The following is a 20096-nucleotide window of genomic DNA, read 5'->3' as shown; positions in this document are numbered from 1 at the left end:
CCTAAGCTCTGTCCAAGTGACGGAGCTTTTTTTTATTTATCCAAATTGGTAAGGGTCTTTGGGAGTCATCTGCATGAAAAATTTTTTTCCGGTTTATTTTGCTGCCGTGCTGATGTTCGCCTCGTCTGTATTTGCCGTTCAATCGGCCGATGCCGTGCCGGGGGAACTGATCATCAAATTTCGACAAACGCCCGGGGGTTCGATGAAGGATCGTCTCGCCGCCTCGGCCGGCTTCATCCACTCGCTGGAGCCTATCGCCCGCTCACAAGGCAAAGCAAGCCGCTCGGCAGATTTTGCGTCATTTTACCTGGCCAAGTACTCTGTGAACAAATCGCCGTTCGAAGCGGCCGCCGAAGTCAGCCGGCAGCCGGAAATCGAGTATGCACAGCCGAACTTTATCTATCGCCTGCAGGCAATACCCAACGACCCGAACTTTCCCAATCAGGCGTTTTGGCGACAAATCAATGCACCTCAGGCGTGGGATATTACGCATGGTTCCCCTTCGATCCTCATTGCGATTTTGGATACCGGCGTCGATTATCTTCATCAGGATTTGCAGGATAACATTTGGCGGAATCCGAATGAGGTAGAAGATGGAATCGATAATGACGCCAACGGCTATATCGACGATTTGTACGGTTGGGATTTTGTGACTTCCGGCGTCAATGCCGCAGCCGGCGAGGACGTGAGTTTCGAAGACAACGATCCGATGGATCGGCATGGCCACGGTACGCATGTGGCCGGACTGGCTTCTGCGGTGACCAACAATGGTATCGGTGTCGCCGGCGCCGGCTGGAGCTGCCGGATTCTGCCTCTGCGAATCGGCTACAAGACGACGGACGGAGGCGGATCGATTTCCACTTCATCCGCTTTGAAGGCCATAGAATATGCAGTTGATAATGGAGCCTCAATCATCAACATGAGTTTCGGCGCCATCGGCAACGATTATGCCCTGCGCGATTGGATGCGCTTTGCCTTCGAGAACGGTCTGGTTATTGTCAAAGCCGCCGGTAACAACAATTCGAACATCGGCTACTATCCGGATGTGGAGAATTGGGTATTATCGACGGCCGCAGTCGATGCGGGCGATCGAAAGACCTCTTATTCCAACTACGGTTCTTGGGTCAAAGTCTCTGCACCCGGCGATGTTTTTTCAACCCTTCCGGGCAACCGTTACGGCATTCTAAGCGGGACTTCGATGGCTGCGCCGATCGTCGCCGGCGTTGCAGGGCTGGTGCGGGCTGTCCACCCCGACTGGTCGCCAGCGCAGGTCTTGATGCACGTCGTCGACACTGCAGATGATATCGATTCGGTCAATCCGAGATACGCAGGACTTCTTGGCCGACACGGCCGTGTGAACGCCTATCGCGCCGTCTCGGAGCCGTTTGCTTCCAAGCCGGATCTCGCCATCACTCGCATTTCTGTCGAGGATATGGGGACAGGCAACGATGACCAACGCTTGAATGTCGGTGAAACGGTCGATTTGTTGATCCGTTTGACGAACAATTGGGCTGCTGCGCACAATGTCGAACTCTTGCTTACGACCGAAGACCCGAGCGTCTCCATCATCACCGGCAGAATTTTTTTCTCCCAGCTGCCGAGTTTCGCCGATCGCCCCAATTTCGTTGAAACCACTCAGCCTTTCTTTAGGATCAAACTTTCGGAGGACTCTTTTCCGCATAACATCCCTTTTGTGCTGACGGCCAGATCCGGGGATTATGAGCAGACGATGAGCTTTACTCTGGCAGTCGAAGCCAAGCTCCTCGTTGTCGATGACGACGGCAACAGCGAAAAAGTTGAAAAATATTACCAGGCGCTTCTTGATTCGCTTGGAATGCCGTATGATCGATGGGATCGGGAGGTACAGGGTCGAGTTGCCGCGCGCCTGCGAAATTATGATTTTGTCATGTGGATTTGCGCCAACGCTTTGCCCACCTTGAACGGAGAAGACCGTGAAGATCTGATCTCTTTTCTTCGAGAAAAGAGAACGCTTTTCATTAGCGGTGAAAATATTGCCTGGGATTTATCAGCGCTGCAGACGGCTGAAGATGCTCAACAGCGGGGTTACTACAATCAATATCGCCAGAATGGTTTCGACGCCAAATCGTTCTATGAAACTCATCTCCACGCCCAGTACCTGGAAGACGCAACATCCTGGCGGCAAATAAAGGGACTGGATACTTCGCCGATCAGCCGCGGCCTAAGCTTTTATGTTTCCTCTCCCCCCGAAGAGTGGCGCGAGTATTCGCCGGATGTTGTCGAACCGATCCGAGGCGGACAGGCGATCTTTGCCTATCCGGACAACCGCGGCGGCGCCGTTTCTTACACACAGCTCAATCATAAGATTATCCATTTTGCCTTCGGAGGATTGGAGAACGTCCTTTCGGATTCCGTTCGACAATTGTTGATGAGGCGGATCATTGCCGATTTCACCGGTCTGGAGGTGAGCGTCGAACCGCTTCAAAATATAGAGAGCTATTATCAGGATATGTACATAGGCGCCATTGTTAAAGGCAGCCGAAAGCCGAGCCGTGTCTATCTTTTTTGGCGAAAGATAAACGAAAACGTCTTTTCCCGCCTCGAAATGACCGCGGTCAGCGATACGACCTTTTTCGTCGATCTGCCGCGTCAGCCGAACGGAACCATCATCGAATACGGCGTCCAGGCCGTCAGCGAGGACGGCTTTTATTCGCCGATCAAATTGCTGCGGGCGAATTTAACCGCCCAGCCGCCGACGGTTGCCGCTGCGAATCCGAAAGCATCCAGCCTGGCCCTCCATCCTATTGTCGCCATGACTGCTGCGGATGCCTCGGGCGTAGATGAAAGCACGGCCAGAGTCTATTTTTGGACGCGCTCAACTTTGCCCGACAGCGCCGTTCCCGTCCTTGGAAACAATAACTTGTTTACCACTCGGCTCCGCGGCAACTTTTCTTTCGGCGACACGCTGTATTATCAATTCAGCATCTGCGATCTCTCGCCCTATCGATTGCGCGGTAAATCGCCGGTTTACAAGCTGCTGTTGGGATTCGAAGGTTTCGAAGGCGGACTCGACGATTGGGAGACAGGCGCCGGCGACTGGAATTTGGAAACGGTACGCATGCGGTCCGGGCGATACGGCGCCCATAATCGAACCGAAAACGGCTTTAACTATCCTGCCAATGCCGATCTGTCGTTGACGTTAAAATACGGTCTGGACTTGTCCCGTCTCTCGCAGGCGACGCTTTCCGTCTGGATGTTTTACGGTTTCAGCGATCAAGATTACGGTCTGGTCGAGGCTTCGCGAGATTTCGGCAGAACATGGATTCCTCTGGCGCCGCCCATAACCGGCGCGGCTGCCAAATATTATAAAGCGGAATTCGATCTGAACAATTTTACCGGACCGGGTCACGAAGAAGTCCTTATCCGTTTTCGTCTGATTTCCAACGATGCCGGTACGGGACCGGGCTGGTTCATCGACGACATCGAGCTTTTGCCTATTCGCACTCATATTGCTGTTAATAAAACAGAACTGCCATTCGATGCCCGTCTGGTTCAAGCTTATCCGAATCCCTTCAACTCCGCAGTCAGCATCCTCTATGAACTGCCGCAGGAGACGCATATTCGCCTGACGATTCTCGATGCCCTGGGACGCGAAACAATGGTGCTTGCGGAGGGGAATAAACCGGCCGGCCGATATAAAGCAGTCTGGAACGGACTGACAAAAGAGGGTCATGAAGCCGCTTCAGGAATCTATCTGTGCCGTCTCGAAACGAACGATCGCTTTTGGGTCCATAAAATTCTGCTGCTGCGTTGACGGCAAGAGCTTAGCGTTTGGGGGGTTCATGCCGTTTCGGCTCTTCACCGATCGGATAGAGCCATAATCCCCATCCGGCGCCGGGCTGAGCGAGATTACGTGTTTTGAGTGTCATGCGATAGACACGTCCTGCCTGCAAAATGATGCGGTCTTTTTCTTCCGCATGCCACCATTTAAAGAGCGGCATCTCGCTGTTGCCGGTTTTGGTGTCCCCGTATCGATAAATTTTTTGCAAAATAACTTTGTTTTTGCGGACATCGATCAAGGCAATCTCAAAACTCCCGCCTTCCCACATATAGCCGCCCGCCCACCAGGTGACCGGCCCGACCCCTTTGCCGACGGTTCTGAACGTGCGTTCCAATTCCGCATCCTGTTTGGATTTCAGTTCGATCCATTTGTCGGCGATCGGCACATCCTGTCGGCACTGAAGAACGATCAATCCTAAAACCCAAACGGGCAAAAATCTAAGCTTAATCATCGCTTTGGTTTCCAAATCTTAAAGTCTTTGCAAAGATAACGAAAAAATATTAACCGAACAATGTAACTTTGTTACCTTGGATTACTTTTTTTCTTGATTTTTTGATTAAATCTTTCTAAGTAATGCCGCAAGAAAAATAATTCAACATTGTATTCTAAAAGAGGAGAGGAGTCATAGGATGAGCCTTGTGAAACATTTTATGTTCATCCTGATTCTAACCGTAGCAACTTTTGGGGAGAATCGGGTATCTGTGCCGACTCAGAATAACGCTCCGACGATATGGCCGGAGGCGGAAAAGGACGCTCTTCCTGCGGATTTTCGCAACTATTCTGTTTTGTCTTTTAACCGCAGCATTCCACCGCAGGGAAAGGTCATCGGCAAGACCGCCTACAACTACCAGACCAACGGCATTCTGCACGAACGAATTATTTGGGATGCGGCATCGAAAACCATTCACGCAGAATGGATGTTCGGCGACATTGCCGAGGCTAATGTCGGCTGGAAGAACCGACGAATGTACTATAATTTTTTCGACGGTACCTCCTGGGTGCATGGAACCGGTGTGCCGATCGAGACCAAACGCTCCGGATATGGTTCCCTGGCTGTTGATGCAGCCAATACGGCCATAGCCGTCTCCCACTTTGGCAGCGGCGTCAGCGTCTGGGCTGACTTTATGGCCGGATTCGGCTTTTTTACTGAATTTCTCGTCTGGGAAGAAGGCACAAAAAAGCCGGCGTACAATCCAACTTGGCCGGATATTGCCGTCGATAAAACCGGCGCTTGGCATGTGGTTGCTACGAACTATAGCGACGGCAGCGGCGTCGAGGAAGACATTTTAAACAACGTCAAAGATAACGTAATCTATTTTCGCAGCGAAGACCGCGGTGCCAAGTGGTCGACGCCCATCGGCATTGTCCCCGGCCCATACGCCATCCCGTTGGAGCCGTTCGATGAAACTCTGCCCAAAGAGCTGGACATTGAAAAGCAAATCCAAGCCTGTTTGGACGGCCCGAAAACGGAGAACAAGATCGGCATTGTTATTCCCAACTATGCACATGACGTCATCTATTTCGAAAGCCTTGACGGCGGCAAAACCTGGAAGGATCCGAAGGCAATCATCGGCAACAAGCCGATCATTTCGACCGATTCCGTCAGCTTCCCCCCACAGTACGATATAGTCGTTCGGTATGACAGTTTAGACACCAATGTGCCCATCGACACCTTGATCGCCGCTTGGGAAGAAGAATATAATATCCAAAGCCGGCCGTTGCGGCAACTTGATTTCATGTACATCAACAACGAGCCGCACATTGTCTGGGCTGAAGCCAAGACGCCGGGCGGCATGAGCTACTATCCCGGCGGTCGTGGTGTGCGTTGGCGAGTTCCCTACTATCGCGGCCTCAACGGCGATTCTGTGCATTGGGAAGCCGGTTTCCGAATCAAGCATTGGAGTCCTTCGACAGGCATCGCGACCATCGAAAAGGTTGATGAATTGCAGGGTGTTTATGCCGGCGGCGGCTACAACGTGTTGTCTGCGCCGCAAATCGGTGTCGATGAAGACGGAACGCTTTATTGTGTTTTTGTCCGTGCTTCTCAAGCTGATACGGTGAAACCTGAGGACGGTATCGATCAGCAAAAAACCAGTTGGGGGCCGTTGAGTTACTGCAAAATCTGGGGTTCAAAGTCCAAAGACGGCGGCAAAACCTGGTCCAAGCCGGTGCAGCTGACCCCCGACAAAGACAACTGGCATCGCGATCTAAGGTTCGTAGCTCTGTCGCCCCGTAATCCACGCGGCAAACTGCATCTGCTCTATCAGGACTCGCCGGTCCCGGGGCGCGCCATCGGCGACGCCGCCGGTGATGATCACACCAAAGTCTCCACCGCCGACATCGTTTATTGGGAGTGTCCGACTTCGCTGTTTTCAGATGAGCGAATCTTTTTCGGTCCTGAGATCACTATTGAGACAGGCACTTACGGCGGCATCGTCGATTTCGGCGACATCGGCGATGCCGGAGAAGCACGCAAAAAGGTGGTTATTAAAAACGAAGGAGATCAGGACCTCAAGATCATTAACGCCTTCGGCGGCGAAAAGTCGTTTTCGGTTTCACCCGCGAGCTTTATGATTGCTCCCGGCGAAAGCCGCGAAATTGAAATCGTTTTTCGTCCTCTTTATGACGGTGAATTTGACAGCTTTGTCGCTTTGCCCAACAACGACCCGAACGAAGGAAATGCCGGCATTCCGGTGCGCGGAAAGGGAAAATACGTTCCCGTCGGCGTAGCGCAAAAAGGCAATGCCCCTCTGCTTTTTGAACTGACGCAAAACTATCCCAATCCCTTTAATCCTTCCACAGTTATTCAATTCACCCTTCCGCGGGCAGCACACGCGCGACTGGCGGTTTATAATCTTATGGGACAGGAGGTCGCAGTGCTGTTCGACGAACAAATGGAAGCCGGCAGTCGGCGCCTCGAATGGCGCCCTGACAAGCTGCCGGGCGGTGTCTACTTTTATCGGCTTTCTGCCGGAGAATTTCAAGAAACGCGCAAAATGATCTTTTTACAATAAAGGTCGAAGAGATGCGGCGCCTCAAAAGATGCGCCGCATCTCATTTTAACCCACTTTACCGCGAGGTGTTGTTATGAGGCGTTCCGCTTCACTGGTGTTATGGATGTGGGTGTTTTTCGCTGCCGCCGATTTTTTGCATGCCGGCACGGTCGGAAAAATTGTCGGCAAGGTTACCGACAAGGAGACCGGAGAGCCGCTGCCGGGCTGTAACATCGTGGTCGTCGGCACGACAATGGGCGCTGCCACGAATGCGGAGGGCAACTATCTCATCATCAATGTTCCGCCCGGTGTTTATAGTGTGAGAGCGAGCATGATCGGCTATCAAAAGGTCATCAAGACCCAGGTGATCGTCAATATGGATAAAACGACGACGGTCGATTTTCAGCTCGGCGTCGAAGTGATCCAAGGAGAGACGGTAGAGGTGGTAGCCGAACGACCTTTGGTGGAAAAGGATGTTACGGTCAAAAAGACGGTCATCTCGGCTGCTGAAATTCGCAGCGCTCCGGTGCAGAACTTGTCGCAGATGTTTGCCCTGCAGGCGGGGGTTGTGGCCATCAACTATCAGTCGTACGGTATACCCGGCTTTGCCGAGCGAGGTGTGGAGCAAATCCACGTGCGGGGCGGCCGCTCGGGAGAGATAGGGTATGTCTTTGACGGTATGTACCTAAAGAATCCGACTTACGGAGGCATCGGCAACGGTACGCGTCTGAACAAGTATGCGATCGAAGAAATGGTCACCGAAACCGGCGTCTTTAGTGCCGAATACGGCGATGCGATGTCGAGCACGCAAAACTGGATCACCCGCACCGGCAGTTTCGAAAAGTACGAGGGTGTCTTTCGTTACCAAACCTCGGAGATCGGCGGCTCGCTCATTGCCGGCAAGACGAACAGCTTTCTTTATCCCATGTACCTGCAGGGGCTGAAAGACTTTGCCGGTGCTTTCGGCGGTCCGGTGCCGTATACAAAAAACAAGCTCTCGTTTTACATTTCCGGGCAATCGACGCGGCAAAAAGGCCGAGTGTTGGAATTCGACGACAAAGTGTGGACCGACGGTCCGATTCCTGGAAATCATCCGTACAATCCGGTTGCAAACATCGTCCCTCCCTATAATCCGAATGACCCCAATGACCATTCCGACCCTCTTGACCGCAAGAAAGGATGGGACGCCTTGGGGCACGAGTATGTTTGGGATGTATTTGGAAAGCTGGCGTGGAAACTGAGTCCGACGCAAAAGCTGGTCTTTACGAACTGGGTTGTCTCTACCGACATGATGCTGTACGGCAACTCCGGCGAATCGATCATGTTCCGGTATTACCCGGAAGGCAAGAATTATACACTGCTCAATTCGGACCGGCAGAATTTAGAGTGGACGCATCAACTTTCGAGCAAGACCTTTTACACGTTGCGGGCATCGCGCTTTTTTCAAATGCGGCGCTATTTGGTGCGCAACAACGATCTGGACGGCGACGGTTACCCCGATTGGGTGGAGACGCGGCTTCATACCGATCCTCGCAAGCCGGATCAAAAGCCGAAAGACAGCGACGGCGACGGCTATCCGGACGACTTTGAAAAAAACCTGACCCTGATGCGCGACGATTATGACGGCGATGAGCTGCCGGACGGCGCAGAGCTGGATCCGAATGTGCATCCCGATCCGGCCGTTTTCCCTTTAAAGGGGAAATGGCTCGACTATTGGCAATATAACGGCTGGCGTTACGAGGCACCTTATTATGACTATGTCATCGAAGGGTCCGGTAGATATTTTCATCGTTCCTACGCGGAAACTTTTGAAACCCGCTTCGATTTGACGAGCCAAATCAACCGGCATCATCAAATCCAATTCGGCGTAAACGGAAAGCAGCATAATCTCTTTTTCGACGAAATCCAACTCCCTTGGCTGCAGACGCCCTACAAAGAGTTTTACCACAAATATCCCTATGAATTTGCCGGCTACGTGCAGGATAAAATCGAATATCCCTACATGACCATCAACGTAGGACTTCGGTTCGATGCGAACAATTATAACACTACAGCCTGGTCGAATCCCAACGATCCCACCAGTCCCTTGGTTCGGACCAAAACCCAGTACCGCTGGAGTCCGCGCATCGGCATTTCGCATGTCATTACTGACAAGGCCACCTTCACTTTCGGTTACGGCATCTTTCATCAGCTGCCGATCTACCGCAATATTTATTTGAACAGTCAGCGTGACTTGACGACCTGGTCGCCGATTGTCGGCAATCCGCTGATCGGCGCGCAAAAGCTGACGGCATACGAATTCGGCGTCAAAAATCAAGTGGCCGACGAGTGGGCCGTGAGCCTCGTCGGCTGGTCAAAAGAGTACAGCGAGCTCGATGCGACCGAGCGCGTGCCGGCTTTTCCTTTCAGCTATACGATCAGCAAAGGCATCGATTACGGTACCGCGCGCGGTATCGACGTGACGGTCGAAAAAGTGTCGCTCAAAACGCCGTGGAGCGCCCGTATCATGTACACCTATTCTGTGGCCAAGGCAAACCGCGCCGATCCGTGGGAAGGCTACCGTAACACCGACACCCCGGAAACCATGCCCAAGCGGGAAATTCTTATGAGCTACGACCGCACGCACGATTTCAGTACATTGGCGGCCTATCGTTTCGGCAAGCGTAACGGACCCAAAATATTCGGTTTTTATCCGCTCGGCAATTCGCTATTAAATCTCATCTTTTTCGCACAAAGCGGAGCGCCTTATACGCCGACCATCGAGGGCATTCCTCAGGAAACCAACTCTGAAAGAATGCCTTGGATCAACAGCGTTACGCTCAGCTGGCACAAGATCATCCCGATTAGCCGGTTTCAGTTCAAAATCGGTCTGCAGGTGGATAATCTTTTTGACAAAAAGAATGTCTATGATGTCTACAACGAAACCGGCAAGCCGAACGACCCCGGCCGACGTGCCAATAATCGGATTGCGGCAGGTCTGAACTCGTTGACGGTGTATGACCAGCCTTTCTTTTACGGGCCGCGGCGCAGCATTCAGTTTTACACGGAAATCGAGTTCTGATCGTCACGGAAGTCGATGAACAAACCGTGAATCGCAAGCAATGAGGATGTTATGAGGACTATACAACTGGTATGCTTTATGTGGTTGGCGCTCTGGGTCGGCGCGGCGGCAGAGGACGTCCGCAGACCGCATGCTTCCGGCAAAGAGCCAAGCTCCTTGGCAAAGAGCAGCTCTTCTCTCGCCGAAAAGCCGGAAGAGGCCATTGCCCACAGAGCCAAAGGCTACCTGCTCAAGGGAGAGCTGAAAACCATGACCGCCAACACGGGAAAATTCGTTGGTCACGATTTTTCGAACTGGTCTAATCCCGAAGGATTGTACAAAGGTTTCCAATATTTGGCGTCTGTAGGGCTTTTGGTCGGCGTGAATGGAGCGCGAAACAACTCTCCGCAGGAATTAAAGGAAAAGTACCCCTGGTCTTATCGGCCGCATCCCAAAATTCCCGACAGCCTCTATTGGTGGGGGCCGACGGTTTCGGAATCAATTCTCGACCGCACCTCCAATCTGACGCGTCCCGATTGGATGCCGGTAAAGGATCATCGCGGCAGACTGCATTCAGGCCAAGTGATCGCTTCGCAGGTGCCCGAGTACGCGGCTTATGCGCCGATCAACGATCGGACGCCGCTATTGGCGACCAGCGATCAGCCCCTGAGTTGGCCGACGGGCTATTACACGCGTGAAGGCGAATGGATGCCGAGCCCTTCCGGACCGTATGCCGATTTGACCGATAAAGAAAAAGCGGTGGTCGACAGCCTCAGGGCTTTTTATGATGAAGAAAACAAAGTCTGGCATTTTTGGCCCGGTCCCTGGGCGCGCGACCCGAATCCCAACTCGCCCACATTTGGTCAAGAGATTCCCGGTACGTTTTTCTCCGACTGTGACATTTTTATGGCTTTCGACGACCGCTGGGCGATTCGCGACGTTGATCCTAATCAAGGCTATGCGATGGGCATCGAAGTGCAATGCTCCGGCTTTTCCTACGGCCGCTCTTTTGCCGAGGACATTATTTTTTTCCCCGTCAAACTCATCAACAGATCCGACCGGATCGGCTATATTGAGCAAAATCGTAAATACATCGATTATACCAATAACGGCAAGGGGTGGAACTATCGCGACATGTACGTCGGCTTTTACTTTGACGTCGATGCCTATAACAAAACGGCTGAAGGAAGCCTGGCGGGCCGTACAAACGATGACGACATGATGGCCTACAATCGCCGCCTAAATTTTGCCTACATTTGGGATTTGGACGACAAGTCCGGCAATTTGACCGGCATGGCTTATTCAGCAATTAAATTTCTCGATTCGCCGCCGGCAGCGCGCGACCTGGATCTGGACGGCGACGGCGTGATCGATGTCCGCAAAGGCGAAAAACTCGGGATGACCGACTGGCATTGGTTCGACTGGTATGCCCGTCCCGGTGTGCGCGCTGTGGAATCCTCGGGGCCATTTATCGGCGACGGCCAGACCCCAATTGCCGAAAACGCCGAAGAAGCCATGTTCCGCGTCATGAGCGGCGATACCACCGGCCTCACCGAGTCGCAAAAAGACTGGTACTTTTGGCACAAGCATCCCGGAAGCGGCAAAAACCTCCATTTTAACTCGCTCGAGGATCTGATGGCGGATTACCCCAACGGCCTCGACTGCGTCTGCATCGCTTCGGCCGGTCCTTTCGATCTTGCCGTCGGCGAATCGGTCAACGCCTCGTTTGCCATCATCATGGGGGACAGTCCGCTGGACTTGGAACAGAACGCCGAAATTGCCCAATTGATGTACGACAATAACTATCAAGGCCCCGATCCGCCGAAAGCACCGAAGGTAAACGCAGTGGTTAAACCCTATACGGATAAAACCGGCCAAAAACGCAATAAAGTCGTTCTCTATTGGGATCGCCGCTCGGAGCGTTATCGCGACATTATGACCGGTTACCAGGATTTCGAAGGCTATCGTGTCTACAAGAGCACCGACAACGGCAAGACCTGGGGCAACCCGGAAAAGGATCTGATTCGCGACGAACAGGGCAATGTTCGCGGCTGGCGGCCGATTGCTCAGTGTGATCTCATCGACGGCATCGGCGGTAGGGATAAATTTGCGCCCTGGATTTATCTTGGTAATGATAAGGTCGACAAGGGTGAAGACAAAGACGGGCTATTCCACAGCTATACCGACTATGATGTCGAAGACGGCGTAACTTATTGTTACGCCGTAACGGCTTACGATTACGGCATCGATAAGGACAACCTGCTTCTCAATCCGCTCCGCTTTCAGTTCAACTTGGAATCCTTGGAGAACTTTAAGGGCAGCAGTGAAGCGGAACCACAGTTTGTAAGAGTGACGCCGCAGCCGCGCGCCAGCGACTTTGTCGACGTAAAGGTCGATACGGCATTCGACGGCACCCTGCGAAAGGTGAAAGGTAACGGATTGGCGAAAATATCGATCGAAGTCGTCGATCCTTATCAGATTACCGGTCATACCTATCAGATCGTTTTTCGAGATTCGACGATAACCAGGACTCAAGCATTCCTGGATTCGACGGCCGTCGATACGCTGATCGGCCGCACAAAAACTGTGGTGCTGTATGACTATTTTGTCGACACCATGGTCGTCAAAAAAGAAACGGTTCTGACCTATAACGTTCTGGATATCAATACCGGCAAGTATATGTTCACCGATGCGACAGGGGCACCGGTTTTTGACACTCATATCCTGCACCTGGACGGGGAGGCGATCGGGGTTGCAGCGACGATCGACAGCATAAACCGCGGGCTCATAAACGGTACCGAATACGCTCCCATCTTTGACGGGCTGCGGCTCAAGATAACAAATATCACTAAACGCCCCTATTTCCGGCGTGCAAAATGGACGGGAGCATGCGATTACAAGATTACTTTTGACAAATGGGCGAACGCTCTTCCCCGCGACTATATGCTGGTGTGGAACCAAAGCTTTCCCGATTCAGCCTATAAGGTGAGCGGCACCGCCATTGAACGGATTCCTGTCCCCTTCAAAGCTTTCGATGTAACGGCGGGAAAACAGAAAGCGGTTCCGGTCGGTGCCCTGTGGATGGATGTGGATGAAGAGCCGAAAGGAGTATTCAGCAGCAAAGACTATATCGGCTTTATCGAAAACGCCACGTTTCTGCAGACGCCGTCCGGCAAGATTCCCCGCGGCGATCGTACTTGGCGGCTGAGTTTTACTTGGTACGATCGCGATCAGTGGATCGTTTTTCCGCCGGATACAATCATTACGACCACAGTCGATCCCCAGACAAACCAGACTGTCTCCGACACGACCATTATTCCGGCGGATTCAGTATACGTCCGCGCCAACAAACCGTGGGCAAACGGCGATACGCTTTTTATCACCACCTGGAAACCTCTGTCTGCCGATGATGTTTTCGAGTTCACTACCACCCACTGGATGGTCGATCCGAACAGCACGGATCCGTTGGCCAATGTTCGCGTCGTTCCCAATCCTTATATTGTATCGGCATATTGGGAGACGGACCCCAATCATCTTAAAATTCAATTTACCAATTTACCGAGACGGTGTACCATTCACATTTTTACGCTTTCCGGCGAAAAGGTGAACACGCTGCAGCATTGGGCACCGGACGACAGTCCCGGCAGCGGCACCGAAGATTGGAATTTGTGGACTGTCAATCGTCAAGAGATCGCGGCCGGGCTTTACGTTTATGTGGTCGAGACGCCGGAGGGCAGGAAAAAGATCGGCAAGTTTGCCGTCATTCGTTAGTAAAAGCGGCAAAGATCGGAGAGCTTTTCGAGCTCATCAACAGCAGGAGTAAGAGCATGAACAAAGCCATATCGCTCATCGCCGCCGTCTTGGTGACGGCACAGGCGGTTTTTCCCGAGCCGTTTTCGCGCGTCGGCACTTCGATGGCTCAGTTTCTCAAGATACCGGCCGGAGCGAGGGGTGCGGCGCTGGGCGGCGCCTATGCCGCCGCTTCGGAAGATGTCTATGCCATGGCTTGGAATCCGGCCGGCATCGGCCGCATTCAGCAGCGCTCGCTGGGCGGCACTTACAACAGATATTTTGCCGACATCACCTACAGCTTTATCGGATTGACGCTGCCGGTGGACCGTGTATCCACGCTCGGATTTTCCGGCATGTTTATTACCACCGATCCGATCGAGATCACGACCATCGCGCAGCCGAACGGTACCGGCACCTATTATGATTACAACGGCATGGTTCTGGGCGTCTCTTATGCCCGTTGGTTGACCGATCGTTTAACCGTCGGCGTCACCCTAAAAATGGTGCGGGAGGCCATCTACCGTGAATCGGCGAGCACGTTGGCGTTTGACATCGGCTCTCAATTCGATACCGGACTCTACGGCATTCGTCTGGCCATGGCCGTAACCAATTTCGGCGGCAAAATGCGGCTCGACGGCCCTGACCTGTCGGCGACAACGGACACCAACCCGCAGCTGGCCGGCAATCGGAACACCAAAAGCCGACTCGCGACGCTTGATTGGCCTCTGCCGATGATTTTTCGGATGGGCATCATGATGGACATCGTTGGAGGCACAAGCGAGCTTTTTGTTTCCCAACAACATCGATTTACGCTGATTGCCGATGCCAACGATCCTCTTGATCACTTTTTGCGCGCAAATCTCGGACTTGAATACGAATGGAATTCGCTATTCTCCCTGCGGGCAGGCCACCATTTCAATTATGACAAAGATACGTTGGGGTTGACCTTCGGCGGGGGCATCAAATTTCATTCGGGAAATTCACGCCTTTCTTTGGATTATGCCTATCAAGACTTTGGCCTCCTCAACTCTGTCCATCAGTACACCCTTTCGATCTATTTTTAACACAGGATTTGAGCAGCGGCGGCCGAAATCGCCGCCGCTGCCGTCTTTGGGGGAAGATTCATAGATCAGATTCATGTTTTGACAAAGTGATTTTGTCAATAAAAAGGTCAGACATCCTGCGAATAAAAAACTTGCCTCTGTTTATATTCGATAAATTTTAATATCGTTAAAGCTAATTCCGAGGTGAAACTTTTCCTATTTTGTCACGTCCTTGAACCGTCATCAAAAAGGAGAGAAAACGATGAATTCGGTGAGTCGTGTGATTAATGCCTTTGCAGCGCCGCATGCCGCCTTTCAAGCGGAGCAAGAAAAGTCACTATGGTATGTTCCATTTGTACTTTTTCTTGTTCTGACAATTGCCGGCACGCTGATAATGCGGCCGCTGACGCAAAGAATTCAGGAAGAAAAAATAGTCGAAACCATGGAAAAGCAGGGCTTGCCGCAGGAGCAAATCGATGAGGCGCTCGAACGGACCAGAAACATGGGCGCGGTCATGACGATTGTACCGGCGGTGTTGATCCAGACGGCGACCTTTTTTATTATCGCCGCTTTGTGGCTCTTTGTTGCCAATGTCATTTTAGCCGGAAATGTGCGCTATGTACAAATGTTGAGCGTAACCGCCTACAGCTGGCTGGTGGTCGCCGTGGGCATGCTTATCAAGGCGCCGATCATGACGGCAAAAGAGAGCATCAACGTCCATTTTTCACCGGCCGTCATCCTTTCCAATGAGGATTCTTTTATTTACAAACTATTGGCGCAATTCGATCTGTTCAATATCTGGTGTTTTTTCCTGGTCACGATCGGTATTGCAGTGATGACCGGTAAAAAAGCGCAGCAGGTTTGGCCGTGGACCGCGCTCTTTTTCCTGATTTACTTTTTGGGCGCGGCGGCAATGCAGTCCGCTTTCGGATTTTAGCAGCTTGATATCTAATAGAAAGATGGAGCTGGTATGAAAAAACGATTTTCAGCACTTAGTGCGACATTCATCTTTTTAGGTTTTATCACGGCACAGGCACAGACTCTGACGCTTGCAGAGTGCGTCCGCATCGCTTTGGAAAACAATTATTCATTGCGTTCGGCCGAGCTGCAGATGCGCAATGCGGAGCAGCAGATCGTCTTGGCGCGTTCGGCGTGGCTGCCTCAGATCGGCTCTTCGTTTACCTTTGGAAAATGGATCCAAGGCAGACGCAACATTCTCCAGGATACGCCTGTAGGTGTCGATCCGACAACCGGTCGCTACATCTATGAACAAAAAAGCGTAACCATCAGCCAGACCGAGAGGAATAATTATGGTGCGTCGATATTCCTAAACCAAAACATCTATGATTTTGGTTTGACGGCCAATGCGATTCGGCAGGCCAAAGCGCTTCGCAATGCTTATGAGCATGCACTCCTTAACACACGTCATATGGTGATCGCCAACGTCAAGGACAAATACTTTAAGGTCCTTATGGCGATGAAGCTTTATGATGTGTATCAGGAGGCGGTCAGGCATGCCGAAGAAAATCTGCAGTACAATGAAACGATGATGAACGTCGGCTTGAAATCCAATGCCGAGATCTATCAGGCCAGGGTCAATTTGGGTGAACAAAAAAGCCGCCTCATCAACCAGAAAAATGCCGTCGAGTTTGCCAAGGCGGAATTGAACAGCGCCATGGGACGCGCGCCGGATACTCCGATTGCTGCGTTGGAGGATGTCTTGGCGCCGGTGCAGGCTGATTTTACTTTTGAACAAGCAGTCGAAATTGCCCTGCAGCGCAACGAGCAGCTCAAGATGTTGGAAGAGCAAATCAAAGCCGCCGAGTACGGCGTCAGGTCCGCCAGGGCGCAGTATGCGCCCTCGATCGGTGCGCGGGTGAGCTACAATCGCGATAACGACGACATTACCCGCGTTTACACCGGCAAGCTGGATGAAGACTATACCGCATCGATCGGTGCCGGCATCAACCTAGACGTCTTTCAAGGCTTTGCCAACAAGGCGCGGGTCGAGCAGCAAAAAATTCAAAAACAACAGGCGCTGGAAGAATTGAAGGAAAGAAAGCGGCTGCTGGTGGCCGACATCAACGAGTTCTTTCTCGCCCTTCAGGCCTATATGGATATGATTAAAATCAACCAGGAAAATCTCAACGCCTACAAAGAAAACCTGCGGCTGCAGGAGGAAAAGCGGCGTGTCGGTGCAGGTACTGAGCTGGAAGTCATGCAGGCGCAGTTGATGGTCGTGCAGGCTCAGGAGGCGCTGGTCAGCGCTCAATACAATGCCCAGATTGCGCAGGCCTATCTTGCGGCGGCAATCGGTATCATCGAATAAAGGGAGGAAGAGTAATGGCGAAACGGATTATTGTCTTTCTGCTGCTGCCCCTAATTCTCTACCTTGCCTGCAGTACTTCGGAAGGCAAAGGCGGCGGCGGATTGGAGCCCGGCAGTACGGATCCCGAAATCATTGAGGGTTTCCTTTGCGCGAATGTATTCGAAGGCCGCCCGGTCGGCATTGACAACGAGTTCTTTGTCGATGACGTCATCTACATTTGGTTGTCGTGGGTCAACGTCTCCGGTCAGCATGAGCTGAAGGTTCTTTGGGTGGATCCTAACGACAAGACCATCGAAGCAACTTCGACGTTCGAATCCAAGACCGGCAAGATGGTGACCTACATGTGGTTGGATACCAGCCTGACGGCGCCGACAGGAAAGTGGGTAGCGGAGGTCTATTTGGACAACAAGTTCGTCCGCAGCTACGGTTTTTGGCTGAATCCGAAGAATTGATTCGACTGAAAGGAAATTTGAATGTCTGGGAAAAAGAAGCTTTTGATCGGGCTGGGCCTCATTATATTGATCGCCGTCATGGCGGTGCTCAATTTGAAAAAAAGCAGCGGCAAAGCCGTCGAAGTCACGGTCACGGAAGTAAAGCGGGGGGATATTGTCAAAACGGTGTCGGGCGCCGGCTATGTACAGCCGGAGACGGACGTCCGCATTTCGGCGCGCATTTCGGCAGAAATTACCTCCATCCATGTAAGGGAGGGGGATCAGGTCAAAAAGGGTCAGCTGCTGGTTGAACTGGATAGGCAGCGTTATGAGGCATTGGCGGCGCGCGCCGAGTCGGCGGTCATGTCTGCGGAAGCGTCGCTCAAGCGCGCCAAGGCCGATTATGATCGCGTCAAAGGATTGTTCGATCAGCATCTTGTTTCGCAGGCTGAACTCGATGCGGCCGAAGCCGAGCGGTTGCTGGCGGAAAGTCAGCTGCGCCAGGCAAAAGCCGGCTTGGATGAAGCGCTGGACAACATCCGCAAGACGCGCATCACCGCGCCGATGGACGGCATCGTTTCCAAAATCAACAAAGAGAAAGGAGAAATCGCCGTAGGATCGGATTTTCAGGCCGATCCCATCATGACCATTGCCGATCTCGATCGCATGGAAGTTCTGGCCGAAATCGATGAGAACGACGTGGTGCTGGTGTCGCTCGACGATCCGGCCAGGATCGAAGTGGACGCCCTGTCTGATACGGTGCTCGAAGGCCGTGTAACGGAAATCGCCCACGAGGCGACCACGCGGAACCGCGGCACCCAGGAGCAGGTAACCAATTTTGAAGTCAAAGTAGGAATCCTGACCAAGCATCCCAAACTACGCCCCGGCATGTCGTGCACCGTCGACATTACCACAGAGACGCGGCATGATGTGCTTTATATCCCCATTCAGTGTGTGACGACGAGAAGCGAAAAGGAAAAAAAGGCTGGAAAGCCGGAAAAAAAGGAAAAAGAAGAGGCCGGAACCGCTTCGCCTTCTTCCCAGAAGGACGAAAAAAAGCAGAAAGAAGAGGAAAAGCAGGTCGTTTTTGTGGTTGAAGGCGGTAAGGTAAAAATGGTCGAAGTCAAGACCGGCATCAGCGACGAAGCCAATATCGAGATTATCAGCGGATTGGAGGAAGGACAGAAAGTGGTGTCCGGCAGCTTTCGGGCCATTTCGCGCGACTTGAAGGACGGGAGCCCGATAAAGATCAAACAAGAAGGTAAATCGGACAAAGCGAAAAAATCCGAGTAGAAAGGAACGGCTCGATGTTGATCGAATTGAACGATCTGGTCAAGATATACGAAGTCGGTGCGGTGGCGGTACAGGCGCTTAGGGGTGTGAATTTAAAGGTGGAGCGGAACGAATATATCGCCGTAATGGGTCCGTCGGGGTCCGGAAAATCGACTCTAATGAATATTCTGGGTTGTTTGGACACGCCGACGAGCGGAACGTACCGGCTGAACGGCATCAACGTCAGTGAAATGAGCGACGACGAGCTGGCCGAAATTCGCAACAAGGAAATCGGCTTTGTTTTTCAGACCTTCAATTTGCTGCCGCGCGCCGATGCGCTGCACAATGTCGAGCTGCCCTTGATTTACAATGGAACCCCGGCCGCCAAGCGGCGCAAACTGGCCGAAGAGGCGTTGGCGCGTGTGGGACTTGCCGACCGCATGCATCATAAACCCAATGAGCTGTCCGGCGGGCAGCGGCAGCGCGTGGCCATCGCCCGCGCTTTGGTCAACAACCCCTCCATCATTCTTGCCGACGAGCCCACCGGCAACTTGGACAGTCGCACCGGCGAGGAAATTATGGAGATTTTCGAAAAACTGCATGACGCCGGCAATACAATCATCTTGGTCACACACGAAGAATACATCGCCGAGCATTCGGACCGCATTATTCGACTGCGGGACGGCATGATCGAACGCGACGAAGCCGTGGAGTAACACCCTTTATGAGACGTTGGCTCATCTATATCGGCGAAAGCGTCAAGATCGCTTACCGAGCTCTGCTCTCCTACAAGCTGCGTTCGTTGTTGACGACCCTCGGTATTGTCATCGGTGTGATGACGGTAATCACGATTGTGGCGCTCATTCAAGGCCTCAACCGCGCTTTTGCTACAGAAATCTCCAAAATCGGAACAACGACGCTCTATGTTTCTAAATTTCCTTGGATAATGGGCGGTCGCGAATGGTTCACCTTTCGCAATCGACCGAATCTGACGGTTCATGAAGCGCAAAAACTGAAGGAGATGATGACCACGGCTGTGGCGGTTGCGCCGACGCTCTATGCACGGCGCCCTGTGTCGTATCGCGACCGCACCGCGGACGGCGTCATCATTGTCGGCACCACTGAAGACTATATGGAGACCTCGAACGTTTTGCCCGAGACCGGTCGCTTTCTCTCAGAAACGGATGTGCGGCATCGCCGGTCCGTCTGTGTTTTGGGACAGGATGTGCTGAAAGTGCTCTTTCCCACCGGCGATCCGATCGGCAAACGCATCAGCATCGGAGGACGCAAGTTTACGGTCATCGGCGTGGCCGAAAAAAAGGGCAACATGTTCGGCGACAGCATGGACAACATGGTCATGGTTCCGATCGGCGTCT

General features: G+C 52.5%; 12 protein-coding genes. 11 read left to right on the top strand and 1 reads right to left on the bottom strand.

Annotated features, from left to right (window positions below; translation table 11 throughout):
• Window positions 1-73: 73 nt before the first annotated feature.
• Window positions 74-3793 (top strand): S8 family serine peptidase, encoded by a 3720-nt coding sequence (locus ONB24_11590; GenBank protein ID MDZ7316759.1) that lies wholly within the window; start codon window positions 74-76, stop codon window positions 3791-3793.
• Between the two features lie 10 nt (window positions 3794-3803).
• Here ONB24_11590 and ONB24_11585 read toward each other — a convergent pair whose 3' ends face one another.
• Entirely contained in the window at window positions 3804-4271 is a 468-nt protein-coding gene (locus ONB24_11585) for a hypothetical protein (GenBank protein MDZ7316758.1), read from the bottom strand.
• A 178-nt stretch (window positions 4272-4449) separates the two neighbouring features.
• Here ONB24_11585 and ONB24_11580 point away from each other — a divergent pair, with 178 nt between their 5' ends.
• From ONB24_11580 to ONB24_11535, 10 genes are all read left to right on the top strand, one after another.
• A complete protein-coding gene (locus tag ONB24_11580; protein MDZ7316757.1) occupies window positions 4450-6834 on the top strand; it encodes a T9SS type A sorting domain-containing protein in 2385 nt (794 codons plus the stop codon).
• A gap of 73 nt (window positions 6835-6907) precedes the next feature.
• Window positions 6908-9874, top strand: coding sequence for a TonB-dependent receptor (locus ONB24_11575; GenBank protein ID MDZ7316756.1), 2967 nt, complete (start codon window positions 6908-6910; stop codon window positions 9872-9874).
• Between the two features lie 51 nt (window positions 9875-9925).
• On the top strand, window positions 9926-13624 hold the full coding sequence (locus ONB24_11570) for a hypothetical protein (GenBank protein MDZ7316755.1): 3699 nt from the start codon (window positions 9926-9928) through the stop codon (window positions 13622-13624).
• A 56-nt stretch (window positions 13625-13680) separates the two neighbouring features.
• Complete coding sequence (locus ONB24_11565) at window positions 13681-14709, top strand: PorV/PorQ family protein (protein MDZ7316754.1); 1029 nt, start codon at window positions 13681-13683, stop codon at window positions 14707-14709.
• Window positions 14710-14950: 241 nt separating this feature from the next.
• Window positions 14951-15625 (top strand): YIP1 family protein, encoded by a 675-nt coding sequence (locus ONB24_11560; GenBank protein ID MDZ7316753.1) that lies wholly within the window; start codon window positions 14951-14953, stop codon window positions 15623-15625.
• A 33-nt stretch (window positions 15626-15658) separates the two neighbouring features.
• Window positions 15659-17017, top strand: coding sequence for a TolC family protein (locus tag ONB24_11555; protein ID MDZ7316752.1), 1359 nt, complete (start codon window positions 15659-15661; stop codon window positions 17015-17017).
• A 14-nt stretch (window positions 17018-17031) separates the two neighbouring features.
• Window positions 17032-17469: a hypothetical protein gene (locus ONB24_11550; protein MDZ7316751.1), complete on the top strand. Its 438-nt coding sequence runs from the start codon at window positions 17032-17034 to the stop codon at window positions 17467-17469.
• 21 nt (window positions 17470-17490) lie between these two features.
• Window positions 17491-18741 carry an efflux RND transporter periplasmic adaptor subunit gene (locus ONB24_11545; GenBank protein MDZ7316750.1) on the top strand — a complete coding sequence of 417 codons (1251 nt, stop codon included), beginning with the start codon at window positions 17491-17493 and terminating at the stop codon, window positions 18739-18741.
• Between the two features lie 17 nt (window positions 18742-18758).
• A complete protein-coding gene (locus ONB24_11540; GenBank protein ID MDZ7316749.1) occupies window positions 18759-19436 on the top strand; it encodes an ABC transporter ATP-binding protein in 678 nt (225 codons plus the stop codon).
• 8 nt (window positions 19437-19444) lie between these two features.
• The coding region (locus ONB24_11535; protein MDZ7316748.1) for an ABC transporter permease at window positions 19445-20096 on the top strand (652 nt) is incomplete at its 3' end.

Source organism: candidate division KSB1 bacterium (assembly GCA_034505495.1).
Taxonomy (GTDB): domain Bacteria; phylum Zhuqueibacterota; class Zhuqueibacteria; order Residuimicrobiales; family Krinioviventaceae; genus Fontimicrobium_A.
The sequence above is the reverse complement of the archived record's forward strand: the minus strand, read 5'-3'. Positions and strand labels throughout refer to the sequence as shown.